The sequence below is a fragment of the Avibacterium sp. 20-129 genome (genome assembly GCF_026226845.1).
Taxonomy (GTDB): domain Bacteria; phylum Pseudomonadota; class Gammaproteobacteria; order Enterobacterales; family Pasteurellaceae; genus Avibacterium.
Genome location: NZ_JAKKOE010000002.1, coordinates 59992 through 77664, shown reverse-complemented (window position 1 = coordinate 77664; position 17673 = coordinate 59992). Strand labels below are relative to the sequence as shown.

Annotated in this window: 17 protein-coding genes; 4 read left to right on the top strand and 13 right to left on the bottom strand. The window is 41.5% G+C overall.

Annotation, left to right across the window (positions count from 1 at the left end):
- Positions 1-22: 22 nt before the first annotated feature.
- Positions 23-1237 (bottom strand): pyridoxal phosphate-dependent aminotransferase, encoded by a 1215-nt coding sequence (locus tag L5B90_RS07885; protein ID WP_265762600.1) that lies wholly within the window; start codon positions 1235-1237, stop codon positions 23-25.
- A 209-nt stretch (positions 1238-1446) separates the two neighbouring features.
- Here L5B90_RS07885 and L5B90_RS07880 point away from each other — a divergent pair, with 209 nt between their 5' ends.
- From L5B90_RS07880 to menH, 3 genes are read left to right on the top strand one after another with little or no spacing between them, the layout of a single operon-like run.
- Positions 1447-2721, top strand: a complete 1275-nt coding sequence (locus L5B90_RS07880; protein ID WP_265762599.1) for an isochorismate synthase — start codon at positions 1447-1449, stop codon at positions 2719-2721.
- 36 nt (positions 2722-2757) lie between these two features.
- Positions 2758-4464 (top strand): 2-succinyl-5-enolpyruvyl-6-hydroxy-3-cyclohexene-1-carboxylic-acid synthase, encoded by a 1707-nt coding sequence (gene menD, locus L5B90_RS07875; RefSeq protein WP_265762598.1) that lies wholly within the window; start codon positions 2758-2760, stop codon positions 4462-4464.
- A gap of 16 nt (positions 4465-4480) precedes the next feature.
- Complete coding sequence (menH, locus tag L5B90_RS07870; protein ID WP_265762597.1) at positions 4481-5230, top strand: 2-succinyl-6-hydroxy-2,4-cyclohexadiene-1-carboxylate synthase; 750 nt, start codon at positions 4481-4483, stop codon at positions 5228-5230.
- Positions 5231-5300: 70 nt separating this feature from the next.
- Here the strand turns inward: menH and holA are convergent, their stop codons facing one another.
- The 10 genes from holA to purM form a co-directional block, all read right to left on the bottom strand.
- The gene (holA, locus tag L5B90_RS07865) at positions 5301-6338 is read right to left on the bottom strand and encodes a DNA polymerase III subunit delta (protein WP_250349574.1); all 1038 of its coding nucleotides are present in this window, start codon (positions 6336-6338) and stop codon (positions 5301-5303) included.
- Positions 6338-6838, bottom strand: a complete 501-nt coding sequence (locus L5B90_RS07860; protein ID WP_250363520.1) for an LPS-assembly lipoprotein LptE — start codon at positions 6836-6838, stop codon at positions 6338-6340. The genes holA and L5B90_RS07860 overlap by 1 nt, the downstream gene beginning before the upstream one ends.
- Before the next feature lie 48 nt (positions 6839-6886).
- Entirely contained in the window at positions 6887-9469 is a 2583-nt protein-coding gene (gene leuS / locus L5B90_RS07855; protein WP_265762596.1) for a leucine--tRNA ligase, read from the bottom strand.
- 149 nt (positions 9470-9618) lie between these two features.
- On the bottom strand, positions 9619-10239 hold the full coding sequence (locus tag L5B90_RS07850; protein ID WP_265762752.1) for an HI_0552 family protein: 621 nt from the start codon (positions 10237-10239) through the stop codon (positions 9619-9621).
- A 15-nt stretch (positions 10240-10254) separates the two neighbouring features.
- Positions 10255-11076 carry a bis(5'-nucleosyl)-tetraphosphatase (symmetrical) ApaH gene (gene apaH, locus L5B90_RS07845; protein ID WP_265762595.1) on the bottom strand — a complete coding sequence of 274 codons (822 nt, stop codon included), beginning with the start codon at positions 11074-11076 and terminating at the stop codon, positions 10255-10257.
- Between the two features lie 3 nt (positions 11077-11079).
- A complete protein-coding gene (rsmA, locus tag L5B90_RS07840) occupies positions 11080-11931 on the bottom strand; it encodes a 16S rRNA (adenine(1518)-N(6)/adenine(1519)-N(6))-dimethyltransferase RsmA (protein ID WP_265762594.1) in 852 nt (283 codons plus the stop codon).
- Positions 11932-12014: 83 nt separating this feature from the next.
- Positions 12015-12959 carry a peptidylprolyl isomerase gene (locus L5B90_RS07835; protein ID WP_265762593.1) on the bottom strand — a complete coding sequence of 315 codons (945 nt, stop codon included), beginning with the start codon at positions 12957-12959 and terminating at the stop codon, positions 12015-12017.
- Positions 12960-13054: 95 nt separating this feature from the next.
- Positions 13055-13597, bottom strand: a complete 543-nt coding sequence (pyrR, locus tag L5B90_RS07830; RefSeq protein ID WP_250363527.1) for a bifunctional pyr operon transcriptional regulator/uracil phosphoribosyltransferase PyrR — start codon at positions 13595-13597, stop codon at positions 13055-13057.
- Positions 13598-13730: 133 nt separating this feature from the next.
- Complete coding sequence (purN, locus tag L5B90_RS07825) at positions 13731-14369, bottom strand: phosphoribosylglycinamide formyltransferase (RefSeq protein ID WP_250363528.1); 639 nt, start codon at positions 14367-14369, stop codon at positions 13731-13733.
- Positions 14369-15406, bottom strand: coding sequence for a phosphoribosylformylglycinamidine cyclo-ligase (gene purM / locus L5B90_RS07820; RefSeq protein WP_250349563.1), 1038 nt, complete (start codon positions 15404-15406; stop codon positions 14369-14371). The genes purN and purM overlap by 1 nt, the downstream gene beginning before the upstream one ends.
- A gap of 233 nt (positions 15407-15639) precedes the next feature.
- On the opposite strand from purM, the gene L5B90_RS07815 reads away from it, so the two are divergent.
- A complete protein-coding gene (locus tag L5B90_RS07815) occupies positions 15640-16107 on the top strand; it encodes a surface-adhesin E family protein (protein ID WP_250363529.1) in 468 nt (155 codons plus the stop codon).
- Positions 16108-16201: 94 nt separating this feature from the next.
- Here the strand turns inward: L5B90_RS07815 and L5B90_RS07810 are convergent, their stop codons facing one another.
- Both L5B90_RS07810 and mutH read right to left on the bottom strand, forming a co-directional pair.
- Complete coding sequence (locus tag L5B90_RS07810) at positions 16202-16924, bottom strand: TerC family protein (protein ID WP_250363530.1); 723 nt, start codon at positions 16922-16924, stop codon at positions 16202-16204.
- 72 nt (positions 16925-16996) lie between these two features.
- Entirely contained in the window at positions 16997-17665 is a 669-nt protein-coding gene (gene mutH, locus L5B90_RS07805; protein WP_250363531.1) for a DNA mismatch repair endonuclease MutH, read from the bottom strand.
- Between the last annotated feature and the right edge of the window lie 8 nt (positions 17666-17673).

Genomic DNA, 17673 nt, shown 5'->3' with positions numbered 1-17673 from the left:
AACTGGCGTTTAAATTGATGGATTACTGACGATAATTAGCTAAAAAACGTCCTAATCGCCCAAGTGCATCTTCAATTTGATTTACATAAGGCAAGGTAACAATGCGGAAGTGATCGGGGGAATGCCAGTTAAAACCGCGGCCGTGTACTAATAGCACTTTCTCTTGACGCAACAAATCCAGCACCATTTTTTCATCATCGTAAATATTGAATTTTTTCACATCAATTTTGGGGAACATATAAAGCGCGCCCATTGGTTTCACGCAACTCACTCCCGGAATTTGATTAATCAGTTCATAAGCTTTATTGCGTTGTTCTAATAAGCGCCCACCGGGCAGAATAAATTCATTAATGCTTTGATAGCCCCCTAATGCGGTTTGAATGGCGTGTTGCATTGGGTGATTTGCACATAAACGCATTGAAGCGAGCATATCTAGCCCTTCAATATAACCTTTTGCGTGCTGTTTCGGGCCATTTAAAATCATCCAGCCTTGACGGAAACCTGCAACGCGATAAGATTTAGACAACCCATTAAAGGTAATGGTTAATAAATCCGGTGCAAGTGCGGCAATATGATGATGAACCGCATCGTCATACAAAATTTTGTCATAAATTTCATCGGCAAAAATAATCAATTTATGTTCACGGGCAATATCCACAATACCTTGCAATAAGTCTTTGCTATACACCGCCCCCGTTGGATTATTCGGGTTGATAATCACAATAGCCTTAGTTCGAGAGGTAATTTTGCTTTTAATATCCTCTAAATCAGGAAACCAATCTGCCTGTTCATCACATAAATAATGCACCGCTTTTCCGCCCGCTAACGTAGCAGCAGCTGTCCATAATGGGTAATCAGGCATTGGGATTAACACTTCATCATCATTATTCAATAAGGCTTGCATTGACATCATAATCAGCTCAGACACGCCATTACCGATATAAACATCATTCACATTTGCGCCCTGAATGCCTTTTGATTGGTAATATTGCACAATGGCTTTACGTGCAGAATATAACCCTTTGGAATCACAATAACCTTGTGCTGAGGTCAGATTACGCAAAATATCCACCAAAATTTCATCTGGGGCTTCAAAACCAAAAGGCGCAGGATTGCCGATATTTAATTTTAAGATTTTATGTCCATCTTCTTCTAAACGTAGCGCCTCTTTATGAACTGGCCCACGAATATCGTAACAAACGTGTTCTAACTTGCTTGATTTAGGAAAGGTTGTCATTGTTATTATCCTTTTGGTTGCAATATCAATAATGTTGCGTGCGGTTATCATTTGGGGTAAAAAATTGCCGATAAAAATCGGCTTATTTCTTACCGCACTTTACGCTTATTTTACAAAGATGAAAAGATTTTATAAAAAATTTTCATAAAGTGCGGTAGAATTAGCCCTTATTTTTAACTGATTTTTTTGCCAAAAACAACGCTTTTTAAATGGATAATTTACGCACAATAAAACAACAGCTTTTGGCGCAACTCCGCCCTTCTCTGCTTGAACATAAGAAGATCGCTTGTGTGCAGGCAGAAATGGTTACGAACCTCAATTTATTAAGCTGGCTAAAAGCGCAAAAAACCTATCCGCAGTTTTACCTTAATTTCCGTGATAGCAAGCAAGTTGTCGCCGCTATCGGACAAGTGCGGTGCTTTTTGGAATTAAATCTGGCACAAGCTTTTATGCAAGAAAACCATTATCCCTTAGTGGGCGGTGTGCAATTTTATGGTGAAAGCCAATTTTTCTTACCACGTTTGTATTTGCAACAGCAAGAAAATAAGCTAAAAATTCAACTATTCATCGTTCAAACAAAAGATTTTGCACAAGAATACCAAGCCTGCTTAAACGCATTAGAAACTTTTGAAAAAAGCACCGCACTTTGTCCAATTCAACAATCCATTCATTTTGGGCAAAAACAGGCAGCACAAGCACAATGGTGTGAATGGGTAGAACAAGGTTTACAGCAGATTAAGCAAGGCTTACTAAATAAAATTGTATTGGCGAATGAAACACTTTTCCACTCAGAAGGAAAACTGAACGCCTATGATTTTTTGGCTGAAAGTGAACGCTATAATTTCGGTTGCTATCATTTTCTATTTGCTGAAACAGAAGAATGTATTTTTATTGGCTCAAGCCCTGAACGCCTGTATCAACGGCAAGGCACACAACTGCAAACCGAAGCATTGGCGGGGACAGCCTTAGTGGGCGAAAATGCACAAGAAACCGCACAACAAGCCCAATGGCTTCTGCAAGATAAAAAAAATATTTATGAAAATCAACTCGTTGTTGATGACATTAAGCAACACCTTGCACCTTATAGCCAACATATTGAGGTTTCGCCCTTAGGTCTGAAGACCTTGCGCCAAGTTCAGCATTTAAGACGTAAAATTTCTGCACAGATTTCCCCCGAATATGGTGATAACCTTTTCTTAAATGCCATTCACCCCACCGCGGCGGTAGCAGGCTTGGGACGAAATGAAGCCATCGCATTTTTACGTCAAACGGAAACCTTTGACCGCCGTTGGTATGCCGGAACATTAGGCGTAATGCAAAAAGAATGGGCGGAATTCTGTGTGGCAATTCGCTCAGCGTTCATTGAGCAAGAACAAATTCGCGTTTTTGCCGGTGCGGGGATTGTTGAAGGCTCTATTCCCTTGTTAGAATGGCAAGAAATTGAGCGTAAAGCCTTAGGATTAATTTCTTTATTACAAGAATAAACATAGAAAGAACGAACAAAATCAATGGAGAACCCTATGTCAGTGAGTGTATTTAATCGTTGTTGGTCAAAAGTGATCTTGGAAACCCTGATTCGTCAAGGGGTTAGCCATTTTTGCATTGCGCCCGGTTCTCGTTCTACCCCACTCACGTTAGAAGCCGCTCGCCTTGAACAAGGTGGCAAAGCCAAATGCCATACCCATTTTGATGAGCGTGGTTTGGGTTTTCTCGCCCTTGGTTTAGCTAAAGCAAATAAAAAGCCTGTGGCGATTATTGTAACTTCTGGCACAGCAGTGGCAAATCTTTATCCCGCGGTGATTGAAGCGCGCCAAAGTGGGGTAAATCTCATTGTATTGAGTGCTGATCGCCCGCCTGAATTATTGGAGTGCGGAGCAAATCAAGCCATTTTACAGCACAACATTTTTGCTGATTATCCTGTCGCAACAATAAATTTACCTCGTCCTAGCCAAGATTATTCACCTAACTGGCTGATTTCGCTTGTGGAACAGGCTTGTTATCGACAAAGCCAGCACGCTGGTGTCGTACATATTAATATGCCATTTGCTGAGCCGTTATATGAAGCCAATGCAGAGCAAATTGATCAACATCCTTGGCTTATGCCAATTCAGCGTTGGTTAAGCCAAAACAAACCGTGGCATAACCATCAAGCACCACAAAAAGAAGTGGTAATGCACGAACATTGGGATCATTGGCGTACAAAACGTGGGATTATTTTGGTTGGAAAACTCCCCACAGAGCAAGCTATGGGCATTCGCACTTGGGCTGAAACGCAAGGCTGGATTATGCTCACAGATATTCAATCTGGCGTTGAGCCAACCCTACCTTATGCGGATATTTGGCTGGCAAATCAAACCGTTAAGAAAAAATTGCTTGAAGCAGATATTGTGTTGCAATTTGGCTCGCACTTTATTAGCAAACGTATAAATCAATTTATGGCGGCCTTTAAAGGGGAATACTGGATCGTTGAACCTTCAGATAATTCGGTTGATCCAAACCATCACGCACACACCCGTTTTAATGGAAAAATTCATCATTGGCTACGCGCCCATCCCCCTTTACGCCAGAAACCTTGGTTATTAGAGCCAATCGCACTGGCTAAGTTCTGTGCCAGCTTTGTGGAACAGCAAGTGGGCGGTAATTTGAATGAGGCCTCTTTAGCTCACCATTTAGAGCGTTTATTACCCAATAATGGGCTGCTCTTTTTGGGCAACAGCCTCTTTGTACGCTTGGTTGATGCCCTAACTAAATTGCCAGAAGGCTACCCGGTGTACACCAACCGTGGTGCAAGTGGTATTGACGGCTTACTTGCCACCGCAACAGGCTTAAGTTTAGGTTCAAACCAGCCTGTGGTAGCAATGCTTGGAGATACTTCCGCCCTCTATGATCTCAATTCTTTGTCCTTACTCAAAAAGGTGAATCAGCCAACCATTATTTTTGTGATCAATAATAATGGCGGCGCAATTTTCGATATGCTGCCTGTAGATGCGGAAATGAAAAATAAATTCTATCGTATGCCACATAATTTAGAATTTTCTCACGCGGCGTCAATGTTTGATCTCAAATATGCACGCCCTTACACTTGGGCGGATCTCAGCTCCGTGCTTAAACAGGCTTATTTCCGCCGCGAAGCCACTTTAATCGAAATTAAGGTGAACAATAGCGATGGCAGTAATATTTATAAACGTCTGATTGAACAAATTAGCCACGCAGTCATTGGCGCTTAAATAAGAAGCTTAAGTAATGGCAAAACCCCATTTAGTTTTTCTGCACGGTTTACTTGGAACAAAGGCGGATTGGCAAAAAATCATCGAAAAACTACCGCACTTTTCCTGTCTCGCTCTTGATCTCCCGTTACACGGGGAGAACAAACATATTAACGTGACAGATTTTGACAACGCAGCAAAAATACTCGCTCAACAAATTCAAAGTGCGGTGCAAAATCAGCCTTATTTTTTAATTGGTTATTCACTAGGTGGACGGCTTGCTCTTTACTATGCCTTACAAGCCAAAGTGGAGAAAGGTGATTTACAAGGGTTGATTTTAGAGGGGGCAAATTTAGGGCTAATCTCCGAACAAGAACGCCAACAACGCTGGCAAAATGATTGTGATTGGGCAGAACGTTTTGCCACTCAGCCAGCTCATCAGGTGTTAGAAGATTGGTATCAACAACCCGTGTTTAGCCACTTAACCGCTGAACAACGGCAGGCCTTGATTAAACTTCGCCAAGCTAATTGTGGTGAAAATATTGCTCAAATGCTCAAAGCCACTTCTCTTGCCAAACAACCTGATTTTCGCTCACAAGTGCGGTCAAATTCCTTACCAATTTTTTATCTTTGCGGTGAAAAGGATGTCAAATTCCGTCAAATGGCGACAGAAACCCAACTCAACTTACATTTCATTCCCAATGCAGGACATAATGCTCATCAAGAAAATCCACAGGCTTTTTCACAATGTTTGGCACACATTCTCGCTAAAATTTATTCTATTTAAGTGAAAAAACGCATATTTATAAGATGTTAAGTAAGCACTAGGTTGAAAAAATGCTGACTAATACGAAAATCTAATGACAAATTTGTATGGATAAATCCGCCAGTTTTTCCCATACATCATCACTAAATTCAAGTTTTACCAAACGTTCTAATTCAGCGAGCTGTTGAATAATTTCATACAGTTTACGATAGTTTAAGCGTTGAATCGCTTGTAAGAAAAGTGGGCGACGTGTTTGCCAAATTTTGAGTTGATCAAATTTTTCACGCAATTTCGCCGTAGAAAGCCCTTGATCAATATTGCTCATTCCTTGTTGTGGTTGAGTGAGTGTCAAAAGGGTTATTAACTCACGTTGCAAGGTACGCAATAAAATTACAGGCTGAATTTCCTCACCACGCAACCCCGCTAAAATTCGTCTGGCACGCTGGCTTTTTCCCTCAAGTAAGGCATCAACCCATTGAAATACGGTAAACACGGAGGATTGTTCCACCACATTTTGCACGCGAGATAAGGTGATTTTATCCTTTGGATAAAGCAATGCCAGTAGCTGCAAGGTCTGTTTTAAGGCAAGAAGATTATTTTCATAGCTATAACACAAAAGCTGGATTGCCTCTGGCTCAATAAAGATTTCTAAGGTTTTACTACGCCCAACAATCCAACGAGGTAATTGTTCAATACTTGGTGTTTGACAATTTACGAGAGAGAATTGCGGATCAAACTGACTAGCTTGCACAAACCAATCTTGTTTTTCCATTGGTTTGGTGAGTTTTGCCATTTGCAAAATGAGTAGCACATCTTGATTTAACAAACTTATTAATTCAGCGATACGCTTTTGCAAAAGTGCGGTGAGATTTTCAGGAAAATTTAACACTAAAATTTGACGACTGAAAAACAGCCCCATTGATTGCACTTGTTCGTTTAAGGCGATCCAATCAGTGCTATTATCAATAGTCATTTCATTTTTTTCATCAAAGTCTTGCTGTTTTGCCGTTGTGCAAATGAGATCCTTGCTTTCTTGTAAAAGCAAAGGATCTTGCCCCACTAAACAATAAATTGACGCTAACTTTTTATCTAGCGAGGCACTGAGCTGATCGGCAAACAGACGTTGCATTATTGGCTTTTCACCTGCTGTTTTAACGCCACCATTTTGCTGATAAGTTGGCGCGCTGCTTGCTCACGCATATCATTCCAAATTACCTCTTTTTCCGCCGATTTGGCTAATGCTGCACGTGAGTTATCAAAGAAAGTGCGGGTTACTTGCGTATTAATTGGATAACGTTGCTTGTTTTTAAGCTGAATGTTCGCCTCCACTTGTAACACTAATACTTTTTCAGCCTCACGTCCTTGCTTGAAAATAGATGCCACTTCACTGTTCTCACGCACATTATTTAAGCGGAACACTACCACATCGCCTTGCTCAACAAGTTGAATATTATTGGCTCTTAACTGCTTACGCATTGCAATCGTCATCGCATCATAAGGATCACGGCTTTCTAGACGCAATGTTCTTAGTTCTTGCGGAATCAATTCGCCATTTTGGAAATGAAAACCACAAGCCGTGAGTAATGCGACAACACTGACGAGAGATAATTTTTTAAGTAAGTTCAACATTTGATTTTCTCTTAATAATTCGCCCCACCCAATGCGTGGGGCATAGGATTATTTCGCTACAAAGCTAAATAACTTACCGGGTACATAGATGGTTTTCACAATGTTTAGACCATCTAAGAATTTTTGTACATTCGGATCAGCAAGCGCAATGTCTTTAATCGCCTCTTCTGCCATATCCGCAGGCACAGTAATTTTAGCGCGTACTTTACCATTGACTTGCACCACCACCAGTTTTTCGTCATCGATCATTGCTTGCTCATCGGCTTTCACCCAAGGGGCAAAGTCAATCGCCTCTTGATTTCCAAGCTCTTTCCATAATTGGAAACAAATGTGCGGAGTGATCGGATAAAGCATTTTAACGACCGCATTTAACGCTTCAGCCATTACCGTGCGATCTTGTTCATCTTCTAATGGGGCTTTGGTTAATTTGTTCATTAGCTCCATCACCGCAGCAATCGCCGTGTTAAAGGTTTGACGACGACCGATATCATCGCTCACTTTCGCAATAGTTTTATGCACATCACGGCGTAAGGCTTTTTGAGCGTTAGAAAGTGCGGTTGGATTTAGCGCCGTTTTTGCAGGATTTTTACTATACTCAAAGACTAAATTCCATAAACGGCGTAAGAAACGGTTTGCCCCTTCCACGCCAGATTCTTGCCATTCTAAGGTCATTTCAGCAGGGGAAGCAAACATCATAAATAAGCGTACGGTATCCGCACCGTATTTTTCCACCATTTCTTGTGGGTCAATACCATTGTTTTTCGATTTTGACATCTTCGTCATTCCGCTATGGACTAACTCGCGTCCTTCATCATCAATGGCACGGATAATACGTCCTTTTTCATCACGCTCAAGCGTAACTTTGGTTGGCGAGACCCAAATGCGTTCGTTGGTGTCGCTGGTGTAATAAAACGCATCAGCTAAGACCATTCCTTGACATAATAATTTATTTGCTGGCTCATCTGTGTTTACTAAACCAGCATCACGCAATAATTTATGGAAGAAACGGAAGTAAAGTAGATGCATTGTGGCGTGTTCAATACCACCGATATATTGATCCACTGGCAGCCAGTAATTTGCCTCTTCAGGGTTCAACATTGCTTGGTGGAAATCTGGGCAAGTGTAACGCGCGTAATACCACGAAGATTCCATAAAGGTGTCGAAGGTATCGGTTTCTTTCAATGCAGGTTGCCCATTGTAAGTGGTTTTTGCCCAATTTGGATCAGCTTTGATTGGGCTACGAACGCCGTCCATCACCACATCTTCAGGTAATACAATTGGCAAATCTGCAAGTGGTGCCGGCACAACTTCACCATTTTCAAGGATAAGCATAGGGATTGGTGCGCCCCAATAACGTTGGCGTGATACCCCCCAATCGCGTAAGCGATAATTCACTTGACGCTTGCCCACACCCATTTGTTCTAATTTATCCGCAATCCCTTTGAATGCAGCATCAAAACCTAAACCATCAAATTCTGCTGAATTAATCAAAATACCGTGTTCAGTATAAGCCTGCTGTGATAAATCTAACGGGCTGCCGTCTTCTGGCGTGATAACAGGATAAAGCGGTAAATCATATTTTTTAGCAAATTCATAATCACGCTCATCGTGCGCTGGTACGGCCATTACCGCCCCTGTGCCATAGTGCATTAACACAAAATTCGCGACCCAAACAGGCACTAATTTTCCTGTAATCGGGTGAATGGCGTGAATGCCCGTTGCCATTCCTTTTTTCTCCATTGTGGCAAGCTCTGCTTCCGCCACTTTCGTGTTTTTGGCTTCTTGAATAAATTGGGCAAGTGCGGGGTTATTTTGTGCTGCTTTTTCCGCTAATGGGTGTGCTGCGGCAACAGCCAGATACGACACACCATAGAACGTATCTGGACGTGTCGTATAAACCGTTACGGTTTCATCAGAATTTTCAATATTAAAGGTAATTTCTACCCCTTCTGAACGACCGATCCAGTTACGCTGCATCGTTTTCACCATATCAGGCCATTCTGGCAGTTGATCTAAACCGCCCAATAATTGCTCAGCATAGTCAGTAATCTTAATAAACCATTGTGGGATCTCTTTTTGTTCCACAGGGGTATCACAACGCCAGCAACGCCCTTCGTGAACTTGCTCATTAGCAAGCACAGTTTCATCATTCGGACACCAGTTTACGCTAGAGGTTTTTTTATACACTAAGCCTTTGCGGTAAAGCTCCGTGAAGAACCATTGCTCCCATTTATAATATTCAGGTTTACAAGTAGCAATTTCACGATCCCAGTCAAAACCGAAGCCCAAAATTTTGAGCTGATTTTTCATATATTCAATATTTTCGTAGGTCCATTTGGCAGGCGCGGTTTTATTTTTCACCGCAGCTCCTTCCGCAGGTAAACCAAATGCATCCCACCCCATTGGCTGTAACACATTTTTACCATTCATTCGCTGGTAACGAGAAATGACATCACCAATGGTATAGTTACGAACGTGCCCCATATGCAAGCGACCAGATGGATAAGGGAACATTGAAAGGCAATAATATTTCTCTTTACTCGGATCTTGCACCGCTTTAAACGTCTTATTTTCAGCCCAATATTTCTGCACTTCACTCTCAATCAAATCAGGGCGATATTGTTCTTGCATAATGTTACCTTTAAAAAATTATCAAAAAATTGACCGCACTTTTTCCCCTTTACCAGAGGTGATTTTAGCGGTATAGATGAATAAGAAAATGTGGTATAGGATAGCGTAAAATAAGGGAAATTGATAGAACTATTGCGAAAATCACGCCCTTATTTACAATGACATTTTTCATACAACGGCAGTAAATCTTGAATAGTTTGTACGATAAATTCCACCGCATCAATGTGATCTAATTCAGCTTTTTCAATATTTTTTCCTATACAGAAAAAATCTTCATCATTGTTGAGTAAAAAATCCTGTGCAGAAAGCGACCACACTTTGCGGAAATCAGCGTATTCGCTTTCATCACCACGCCAAAAATCAAAATCGGCATACTGTGCTTGATCCAACTGTTCAACCCATTGGTTGTATTGTTGCACATTGATTTGCGAGCGATCAGCGCGGTAGCAATGCCAATCAAGGCTCACTTGTAAACGGCGACGATTTAAGATAACCGATAAAATCGCCGCGGAATTTTTGTTAAATTCATATTTAAAATAAGCAAAAAAATGCGCCCGCACTTGCCAACCGTTACACCATTTTTCAATATGAGGTTCAGCAAAAGGTGCGCCAAGCTGTTGTGCCACTCGTAAGATGGCGGTCTTCCATAAATTCCAGTCCCGTTTGTAATCCGCTTTAATTTGTGGAATTTGTTCAGGGCAAAATTTTTTCATTTGTGCGAACTGAAAAAAAGGCAGATTAAACAGATCGCAACTGGCAGAGGTAATCAGTTTTGCTTTCATTTTTTAGGTATATTGTTTCATTGCTGGTTGAGTAAAATAACGCTTATCTTCCCAGCGTAGCATTGTCATTCGATTGCCCCACACACAGCCGGTATCAAGGGCATAAATATTAGCTGGCGTAGGCGTATCCACTAAACTTGCCCAATGACCAAAGACGATATTTTGTGTTTTAAACAAGGGATTATTAAGCCTAAACCAAGGTGTCAGTTCAGCGGGGGCTTCATCAACAGGGGCTTTGCAATCAAAGTCAAGGCGGTGATCATAATAGCAAAAACGCATACGGGTAAACACATTAATAATGTAACGTAAACGGTCGATACCGTGCAAATCAGGCGACCAGCGATCTGGCTGGTTATCATACATTTGCGCGATCATTGCATAATAATCACCGTGGCGTAGCACTTGTTCCACTTCGCTAGCACAAGCTTTCGCGGTATCAAGATCCCAATCAGGTGAAATGCCGGCGTGAGTGAGCAAGAAATTGGCTTGCTCATTATGAATAAGTAAAGGCTGCTGGCGAAGCCAGTCAATCAACTCGTGAAAATCAGGGGCGTTGAAAATGGCATCCACACGATCTTTGGGCTTCACTTGCTTAATTCCAAGTGCGGTAGAAATTAAATGCAAATCGTGATTGCCTAGCACAGTGTGAGCCGACTCGCCAAGCGATTTGACTAAACGCAAACATTCAAGCGATTTATCCCCTCGCGCCACCAAATCACCAACCAAATAAAGGACATCTTGGCTTGGATCAAACTTTACCTTTTCCAGCAAAGCGTGCAGTTCATCATAACAGCCTTGCAGATCACCGACTAAATAAGTTGCCATTGTTTATTCCACTTCACTCTGTTCATTTTCCAGCACAGGATTATCACACAGCCAGTTTGCCAATCTTGCATAATCGGCAATGGAGAGATTTTCCGCTCGTGCGTTCAAATCAATACCAAGTGCGGTGAGATTTTCTGCAGAAAATAACGTAGAAAGTGCATTACGCAAGGTTTTACGACGTTGATTAAAGGCTTGCGTACACACGCGATTGAGCCAGTATAAATCTTTCACAGGGTGCGGAAGCGTGCTGTGTGGAATTAAGCGCACCACCGCAGAATCCACTTTGGGTGCTGGTTTGAAAGCTGTCGGCGGCACTTCCAATACAGGCATTACTTGGCAAAAATATTGCGCCATAATGGTTAAGCGTCCGTAAGCCTTGCTATTCGGTGCAGCGCAAAGACGTTTTACCACTTCTTTTTGTAGCATAAAGTGCATATCTTGAATTTGTTCGCAATAGTTGAACAAATGGAACATTAATGGCGTTGAAATGTTATAAGGAAGATTGCCGAAAATGCGTAATTTCTGATTTTTTTCCGCTAAATGCTCATCACGGTAAAGTTGCCCAAAATCAAACTGCATCGCATCTGTTTCAATCACATTCAACTTTTGATGTAAAAATGGGTGATGACGCAAACGTTCAGCCAAATCTCGGTCTAACTCCACAACGGTTAAACGCTCAACTCGCTCCGCCACAGGTTCTGTTAGCGCCCCCAAACCGGGGCCGATTTCCACCAAATATTGATCTGGCTGTGGATAAATAGCTGCCACAATACTTTGAATAATATTATCATCGGATAAAAAGTTTTGCCCAAAACGCTTACGGGCGGTATGACCTAAATGTTTTCTTGAATTCATAATGATTGATACTGTTAAAAAAGACGCACTATTATAAAACAAAAATCCCAGCATTGGGGCTGGGATTTCGTGATTGCGGCAAATTACTTGAAATATTTAATATTGGCTGTTTTACGCAAGGCTTTCACCCAATCCTGCGAGGCTTCGTGCAATTGTTGATTAACTAATTGCTGATAGGCTTTTTGCATATAAGCATCACGAGTACGATCCCCTTGACGTGTATCGGTGACTTCTAAAATATGCCAGCCAAACTCTGTTTTAAAAGGCGCTGAAATTGTGCCTTTCTTCGTACTTTGCACCATTTTGGCAAACGTTGGCACATAGGTTTCAGGGAACGCAAAGCCTAAATTTCCACCATTTGCGCCAGATAAATAATCTTTAGAATAGGCTAATGCGGCATCAGCAAAAGTGGTTTTCTTGGCAAGAATATCCGCACGAATTTGCGTTAATTGTGCTTTAGCCTGTGCATCATTGAGTAATGGATTAAGTTTCAGCAAAATATGACGAACTTGGTATTCTGTTCCTGTTACTTTTTTCTCTTTACCTTGTGCTTTCGCTTGATCGAGTAATTTTTGCCCGAGTTCTTGCACTTCTTCACGGGTTACATCAATGCTTTTACCAATTGCCTGATTACGCACTTCCGACATTAATAATTGATTTGCAATTTGTTGGCGATATTGATGATAGTTAATGCCTTGATAATCTAGCACATCAAGTAACTGACCATAAGTCAAGCCATTGCGTGCCGCAATATCTTCCATAACACGATCAACTTGAGCATTACTCACGCTCACACCAGAATCTTTAATGGCTTGATTGACGAGAATATCATCAATGATAGTATTTAATGCCGCTTCACGATTTGCTTCTGTATTAGCTTTTTTACCTAACGCCGCGCGGACTTGGCTTTCTAAAATAGGATTACCATTTACCGTGGCGACAACACGCTCTACCGCAAAAACATTTGCTGAAACGGCAAAGAATCCCACTAAACCGATTAAAATTGCTTTAAAATTCACTCTTTTCATATTTTCCATTTATCTGTTCAAATTATTTTACGTTAGAGTATCAATTTGCCAAAAGGTTCCCCCTTTGGTTTGATAAACGCGGTTTTATATTGCTTTTATTTTGAGACTAGCGCCACTTCATAACATTGGTCAAACTTCATTGTGCGCACTTGCACTTTTTCTGCGCGACTGGTTGGCACATTTTTGCCCACATAATCCGCACGAATGGGTAATTCACGGTGTCCGCGATCAACAAAAATAACTAATTCCACTTTTGCTGCACGTCCAAAATCAATTAACGCATCTAACGCGGCTCGAATGGTTCGCCCTGTAAATAATACATCATCGACCAAAATCACAATTTTATTTTGAATGCTGACATAATTCGATGCACCGCTATAAACGGGCGATTGACTTTGTGGCTCAACATATTCTAAATCATCGCGATAAAAAGTAATATCCAAATCAAGGGAAGGGACTTCTTTCCCCGTTAAATCATTAATTTTACGCTTAATTAATTCTGCGATTTCTGCCCCACGGCGTTTAATGCCGACGATCACTAAGTCATCAAGATGTTGATGTTTTTCTATGATCTCGTGTGAAATCCGCGAAATGGTTCGCATAAATCGATCTTCATCAATAAGAATTTTTTCTGCCATTTATAAATCCTAGGTTGTGATAAATTTTTTCGCTACTATACCAAAAACTCACCCAAAAATGACCGCACTTAATAAAATTCTTTCTCGCTCAACATAACGAAAAAGCACAAACCTGCGTTTGTGCTTTGTATCGTTAATCGATGGCATACCCTGCATTTGGCAAGCGCTTGCCATCTAAATAAGCCTTGCCAGCCTCAAGCGTTAAGCGATCGGTAACAAACCATTTAATCACCAAAGGATAAATTTGTTGCTCTTGATATTTCACTCGCTGCTCAATATCAACCACGTCATCATCAGGAAAAATCGGCACTTTTGCTTGTAGCACAATTGCCCCGCCATCTACCTCTTCATTGACAAAATGCACCGTTGTGCCGTGTTCTTGTTCGCCCGCCTCTAAAGCTCGCTGATAAGTATGTAAGCCGGGGTATTTCGGTAACAATGAAGGATGAATATTGAGAATTTTTCCCGCAAAACGTTGGGTAAATTCAGCAGTCAAAATTTTCATATACCCCGCTAAAACAATCAAATCCGCCCCTAATATGGCGATATAATCACCAATAGCCTGATCCATTTGCTTATTATCTGCATAATCTTTTCGCTCAAAAAGTGCGGTAGGAATTTCAGCCATTTTTGCCCGTTGTAATCCATAAGCCGTTGCTTTATTAGAAATGACAGCACAGATTTGTGCGGGGATATCGCCAACCTTGCAGGCATCAATAATGCTTTGCAAGGTTTGCCCCTCACCAGAAATTAATACAGCGATCTTTTTCATTAACGAATAATAACCTGCTGTTCACCTTCACTTAGGCTTTCAATATGCCCAATCTGCCACGCCGTTTCGCCCGCTTGGTGTAATAATGCTAACGCGGTTTCCACTTGATCTTGTGGCAAGGCAATGATCATTCCCACACCACAATTGAAAGTGCGGTACATTTCATAACGTTCAATGTTGCCCTGTTCTTGTAGCCAGTTGAAAATAGCAGGCCATTGCCAGCTTGATTCATCAATCACCGCTTTCACATTATGTGGTAACACGCGTGGAATATTTTCCCAAAAACCACCGCCTGTTAAGTGAGAAATGGCGTGAACAGACACGTGTTTGATTAATTGCAAAATGGATTTTACATAAATTTTTGTTGGCGCTAACACTTGATCGGCGAAAGGTTTTCCGTCTAATTGTGCTGTAGCTGGCTCAATGCCTGAACGTTCGATTACTTTACGGATTAATGAATAGCCATTGGAATGCGCCCCACTTGAGCCTAATGCGATTAAGGCATCGCCCACTTTCACCCGACTACCGTCAATAATTTCAGATTTTTCTACGACACCGACGCAGAACCCCGCCAAATCATAATCACCTTGATGATACATACCGGGCATTTCAGCAGTTTCACCGCCGACTAAGGCACAACCTGCTTGCTCACAACCATTTGCGATACCTTTAATCACACTCGCTGCCACATCAACATCTAATTTACCTGTGGCATAATAATCAAGGAAAAATAGTGGTTCAGCGCCTTGCACCACTAAATCATTCACGCACATCGCGACCAAGTCAATGCCAATGGTATCGTGTTTATTCAAATCAATGGCAAGGCGTAATTTTGTCCCAACACCATCTGTGCCTGACACCAAAATTGGCTCTTTATATTTACTTGGCAATGCACAAAGAGCGCCAAAGCCACCCAATCCCCCCATCACTTCTGGACGCGTAGTGCGTTTTACATCGGCTTTAATTTTTTCCACTAACGCATTGCCAGCGTTAATATCGACACCTGCATCTTTGTAACTTAATGATTGTTTGCTCACGATTTTTTCCTATATGACTTGAGTTACTAAAAATCGCGCGTATTGTATCACGCCTACGCAATCGTTTGCGATAAATTTTCTCTTGTCTCATTATTTTCATTCTTTAGACGCATTTTGATTTGTGCAACAGCTCACAAAATTGGCTTTTTTTGTTAGAAATTGCCCCCCAAATATGCAAGAATAATTTTAACCTAATCAACACGCATTCTTCCTCAGAATGTAAGGAGGTCAAAATGAGAAAATTAGGTTTATCACTGAGTGTAATGTTGCTCGCTGCTTGTTCTACCACTCCAACTTCGCCTCCTCCCGAAGTCAAACTCGTGCTACCAACCTTAACCAAAGCGGGCTATTTCAAGTTAGCACCAAATGCCGAATATTATGTGGATACCCAATCAGTTTGGGTAGATAACGAAGACAAACATTTAATTCATTTTGATGTCGTGATTAATTCAGACAAAGGCTTATTCGTGTATAAAAACCGTCCTGAACTTTACGCGCGATCCGTGCGTCAATATAAAATACTCAACTGCGACACTTACCGTCTGACACAAGTTAGAACAGATTATTACAGTGAATTTTGGGGCGATGGTATCCGCGCAGCGCTACGCAAACAACAAAGGCATACGGTAAAATTGCAAAAAAATTCCACCCTTTATGTATTGGGTCAAGTGATGTGCGCCAATATGTATCGAAAATGGTAAATGAAAAAACAAGATCACTAAAATAGAAAAAATGAGAAGAAAAAAGTGCGGTGCAAATTTTCAGCATTTTTGCACCGCACTTCTTATTTAAGCATTACGGGCGTTTAATCAAACGCTTACGCATTTTTATATTGATCATTTCAACCACAACAGAAAAGCCCATCGCGAAATAGATATAGCCTTTTGGAATATGGAAATCTAAGCCTTCGCCAATTAATGCTACGCCCACTAAAATCAAGAATGAAAGCGCTAGCACTTTTAGCGTTGGGTGGGCTTCCACAAAATCGCCAATCGGTTTTGCCGCAAGCATCATCACCCCAACAGCAATAATGATCGCTAAAATCATTACGCCAACTTGGCTTGCCATTCCCACTGCGGTGATCACGGAATCAAGGGAAAACACAATATCTAAAATGGCAATTTGAATGAGTACGCTGAAAAAATTCACTTTTTTCACCGCACTTTGTTCTTCTTCCTCTTCTGGCGTCATTGCGTGGTGAATTTCGTGGGTACTTTTGGCGACAAGGAACAATCCCCCTAAAATTAAAATGAGATCTCGTCCTGAAATTGATTGTGAAAATACCTCAAATAATGGGGTGGTTAATTTCATCAGCCAAGAAAGGGAAAGCAGTAATAAAATACGCGTTGCCATTGCTAAGCCTAACCCAATCAAGCGTCCAGATTGGCGTTGTTGTGCGGGTAAGCGCCCAACTAAAATGCTGATAAAAATGATGTTATCAATACCTAACACAATTTCTAATGCGGTTAGGGTAAATAAGGCCACCCACGCCTCTGGGCTGGCAATCCAATCAAACATAATCCGTTCCTTAAAGAAAGTAGAGATAAGGCGAGCAATAATATAGATTTCTCACTTTAATGCAAAGGGAAATCAGCTATTTCGCTGAAATTGTTGCAAGATTTCGTGTGTGAAATTTTTGCGTAAATAAAAACCGAGTGGCAAGGTGTCAATCATCTCACCGTTTCGCCCAATGCCTTTCGTGAGCGATTTCCGACTTGCGCCTTTAGGGCGAAGTTGTAGCACTTCCCCCAGACGTGCGGTAATTTCATCAAGGCGACCAAATACGATATATTCCATTAATTCTTCCCAATCTTGTTGTAAGCGTTGTTCTTGTTCATAAGAAGGTTGCCACAAAATAGGCTGTCCGATATGACGATCGGCAAGAGGAATATTGCGTTCACCTTCAATGGGTATCCACAGCACTTTAGATAATTTATGCCGAACGTGGGAAGATTGCCACGTAATGCCACTATTTTGCACTAGTGGGGCAAGGCTGACAAAGGTGGTTTCTAAAGGTTTGCCTTGACGGTCAATGGGAATGGTTTTAAGTTCAATGCCAAGGTGCGCAAAATCTTGTTCTGCTTTGCTTCCTGCGGTTGCGCCTAAGGCGCTTTCCAGCAACATACCTACCCAGCCTTTATCCCGTTTCAAATTGGGTGGCACAGCAATATTCAGCCCTTTGGCAACTTCACCAAAGGTGAGACCAGCGAGAGATTGCGCGAGAGAAAGAAGGGCTTGTTCGGAGTGCGGACTATTCATAAAGTGCG

Excerpts from the sequence above, each read along its gene's own strand:
- L5B90_RS07885 (WP_265762600.1), bottom strand. The coding sequence starts at position 1,237 with ATGACAACCTTTCCTAAATCAAGCAAGTTAGAACACGTTTGTTACGAT.
- L5B90_RS07880 (WP_265762599.1), top strand. The coding sequence starts at position 1,447 with ATGGATAATTTACGCACAATAAAACAACAGCTTTTGGCGCAACTCCGC.
- menD (WP_265762598.1), top strand. The coding sequence starts at position 2,758 with ATGTCAGTGAGTGTATTTAATCGTTGTTGGTCAAAAGTGATCTTGGAA.
- menH (WP_265762597.1), top strand. The coding sequence starts at position 4,481 with ATGGCAAAACCCCATTTAGTTTTTCTGCACGGTTTACTTGGAACAAAG.
- holA (WP_250349574.1), bottom strand. The coding sequence starts at position 6,338 with ATGCAACGTCTGTTTGCCGATCAGCTCAGTGCCTCGCTAGATAAAAAG.
- L5B90_RS07860 (WP_250363520.1), bottom strand. The coding sequence starts at position 6,838 with ATGTTGAACTTACTTAAAAAATTATCTCTCGTCAGTGTTGTCGCATTA.
- leuS (WP_265762596.1), bottom strand. The coding sequence starts at position 9,469 with ATGCAAGAACAATATCGCCCTGATTTGATTGAGAGTGAAGTGCAGAAA.
- apaH (WP_265762595.1), bottom strand. The coding sequence starts at position 11,076 with ATGGCAACTTATTTAGTCGGTGATCTGCAAGGCTGTTATGATGAACTG.
- rsmA (WP_265762594.1), bottom strand. The coding sequence starts at position 11,931 with ATGAATTCAAGAAAACATTTAGGTCATACCGCCCGTAAGCGTTTTGGG.
- L5B90_RS07835 (WP_265762593.1), bottom strand. The coding sequence starts at position 12,959 with ATGAAAAGAGTGAATTTTAAAGCAATTTTAATCGGTTTAGTGGGATTC.
- pyrR (WP_250363527.1), bottom strand. The coding sequence starts at position 13,597 with ATGGCAGAAAAAATTCTTATTGATGAAGATCGATTTATGCGAACCATT.
- purN (WP_250363528.1), bottom strand. The coding sequence starts at position 14,369 with ATGAAAAAGATCGCTGTATTAATTTCTGGTGAGGGGCAAACCTTGCAA.
- L5B90_RS07815 (WP_250363529.1), top strand. The coding sequence starts at position 15,640 with ATGAGAAAATTAGGTTTATCACTGAGTGTAATGTTGCTCGCTGCTTGT.
- L5B90_RS07810 (WP_250363530.1), bottom strand. The coding sequence starts at position 16,924 with ATGTTTGATTGGATTGCCAGCCCAGAGGCGTGGGTGGCCTTATTTACC.
- mutH (WP_250363531.1), bottom strand. The coding sequence starts at position 17,665 with ATGAATAGTCCGCACTCCGAACAAGCCCTTCTTTCTCTCGCGCAATCT.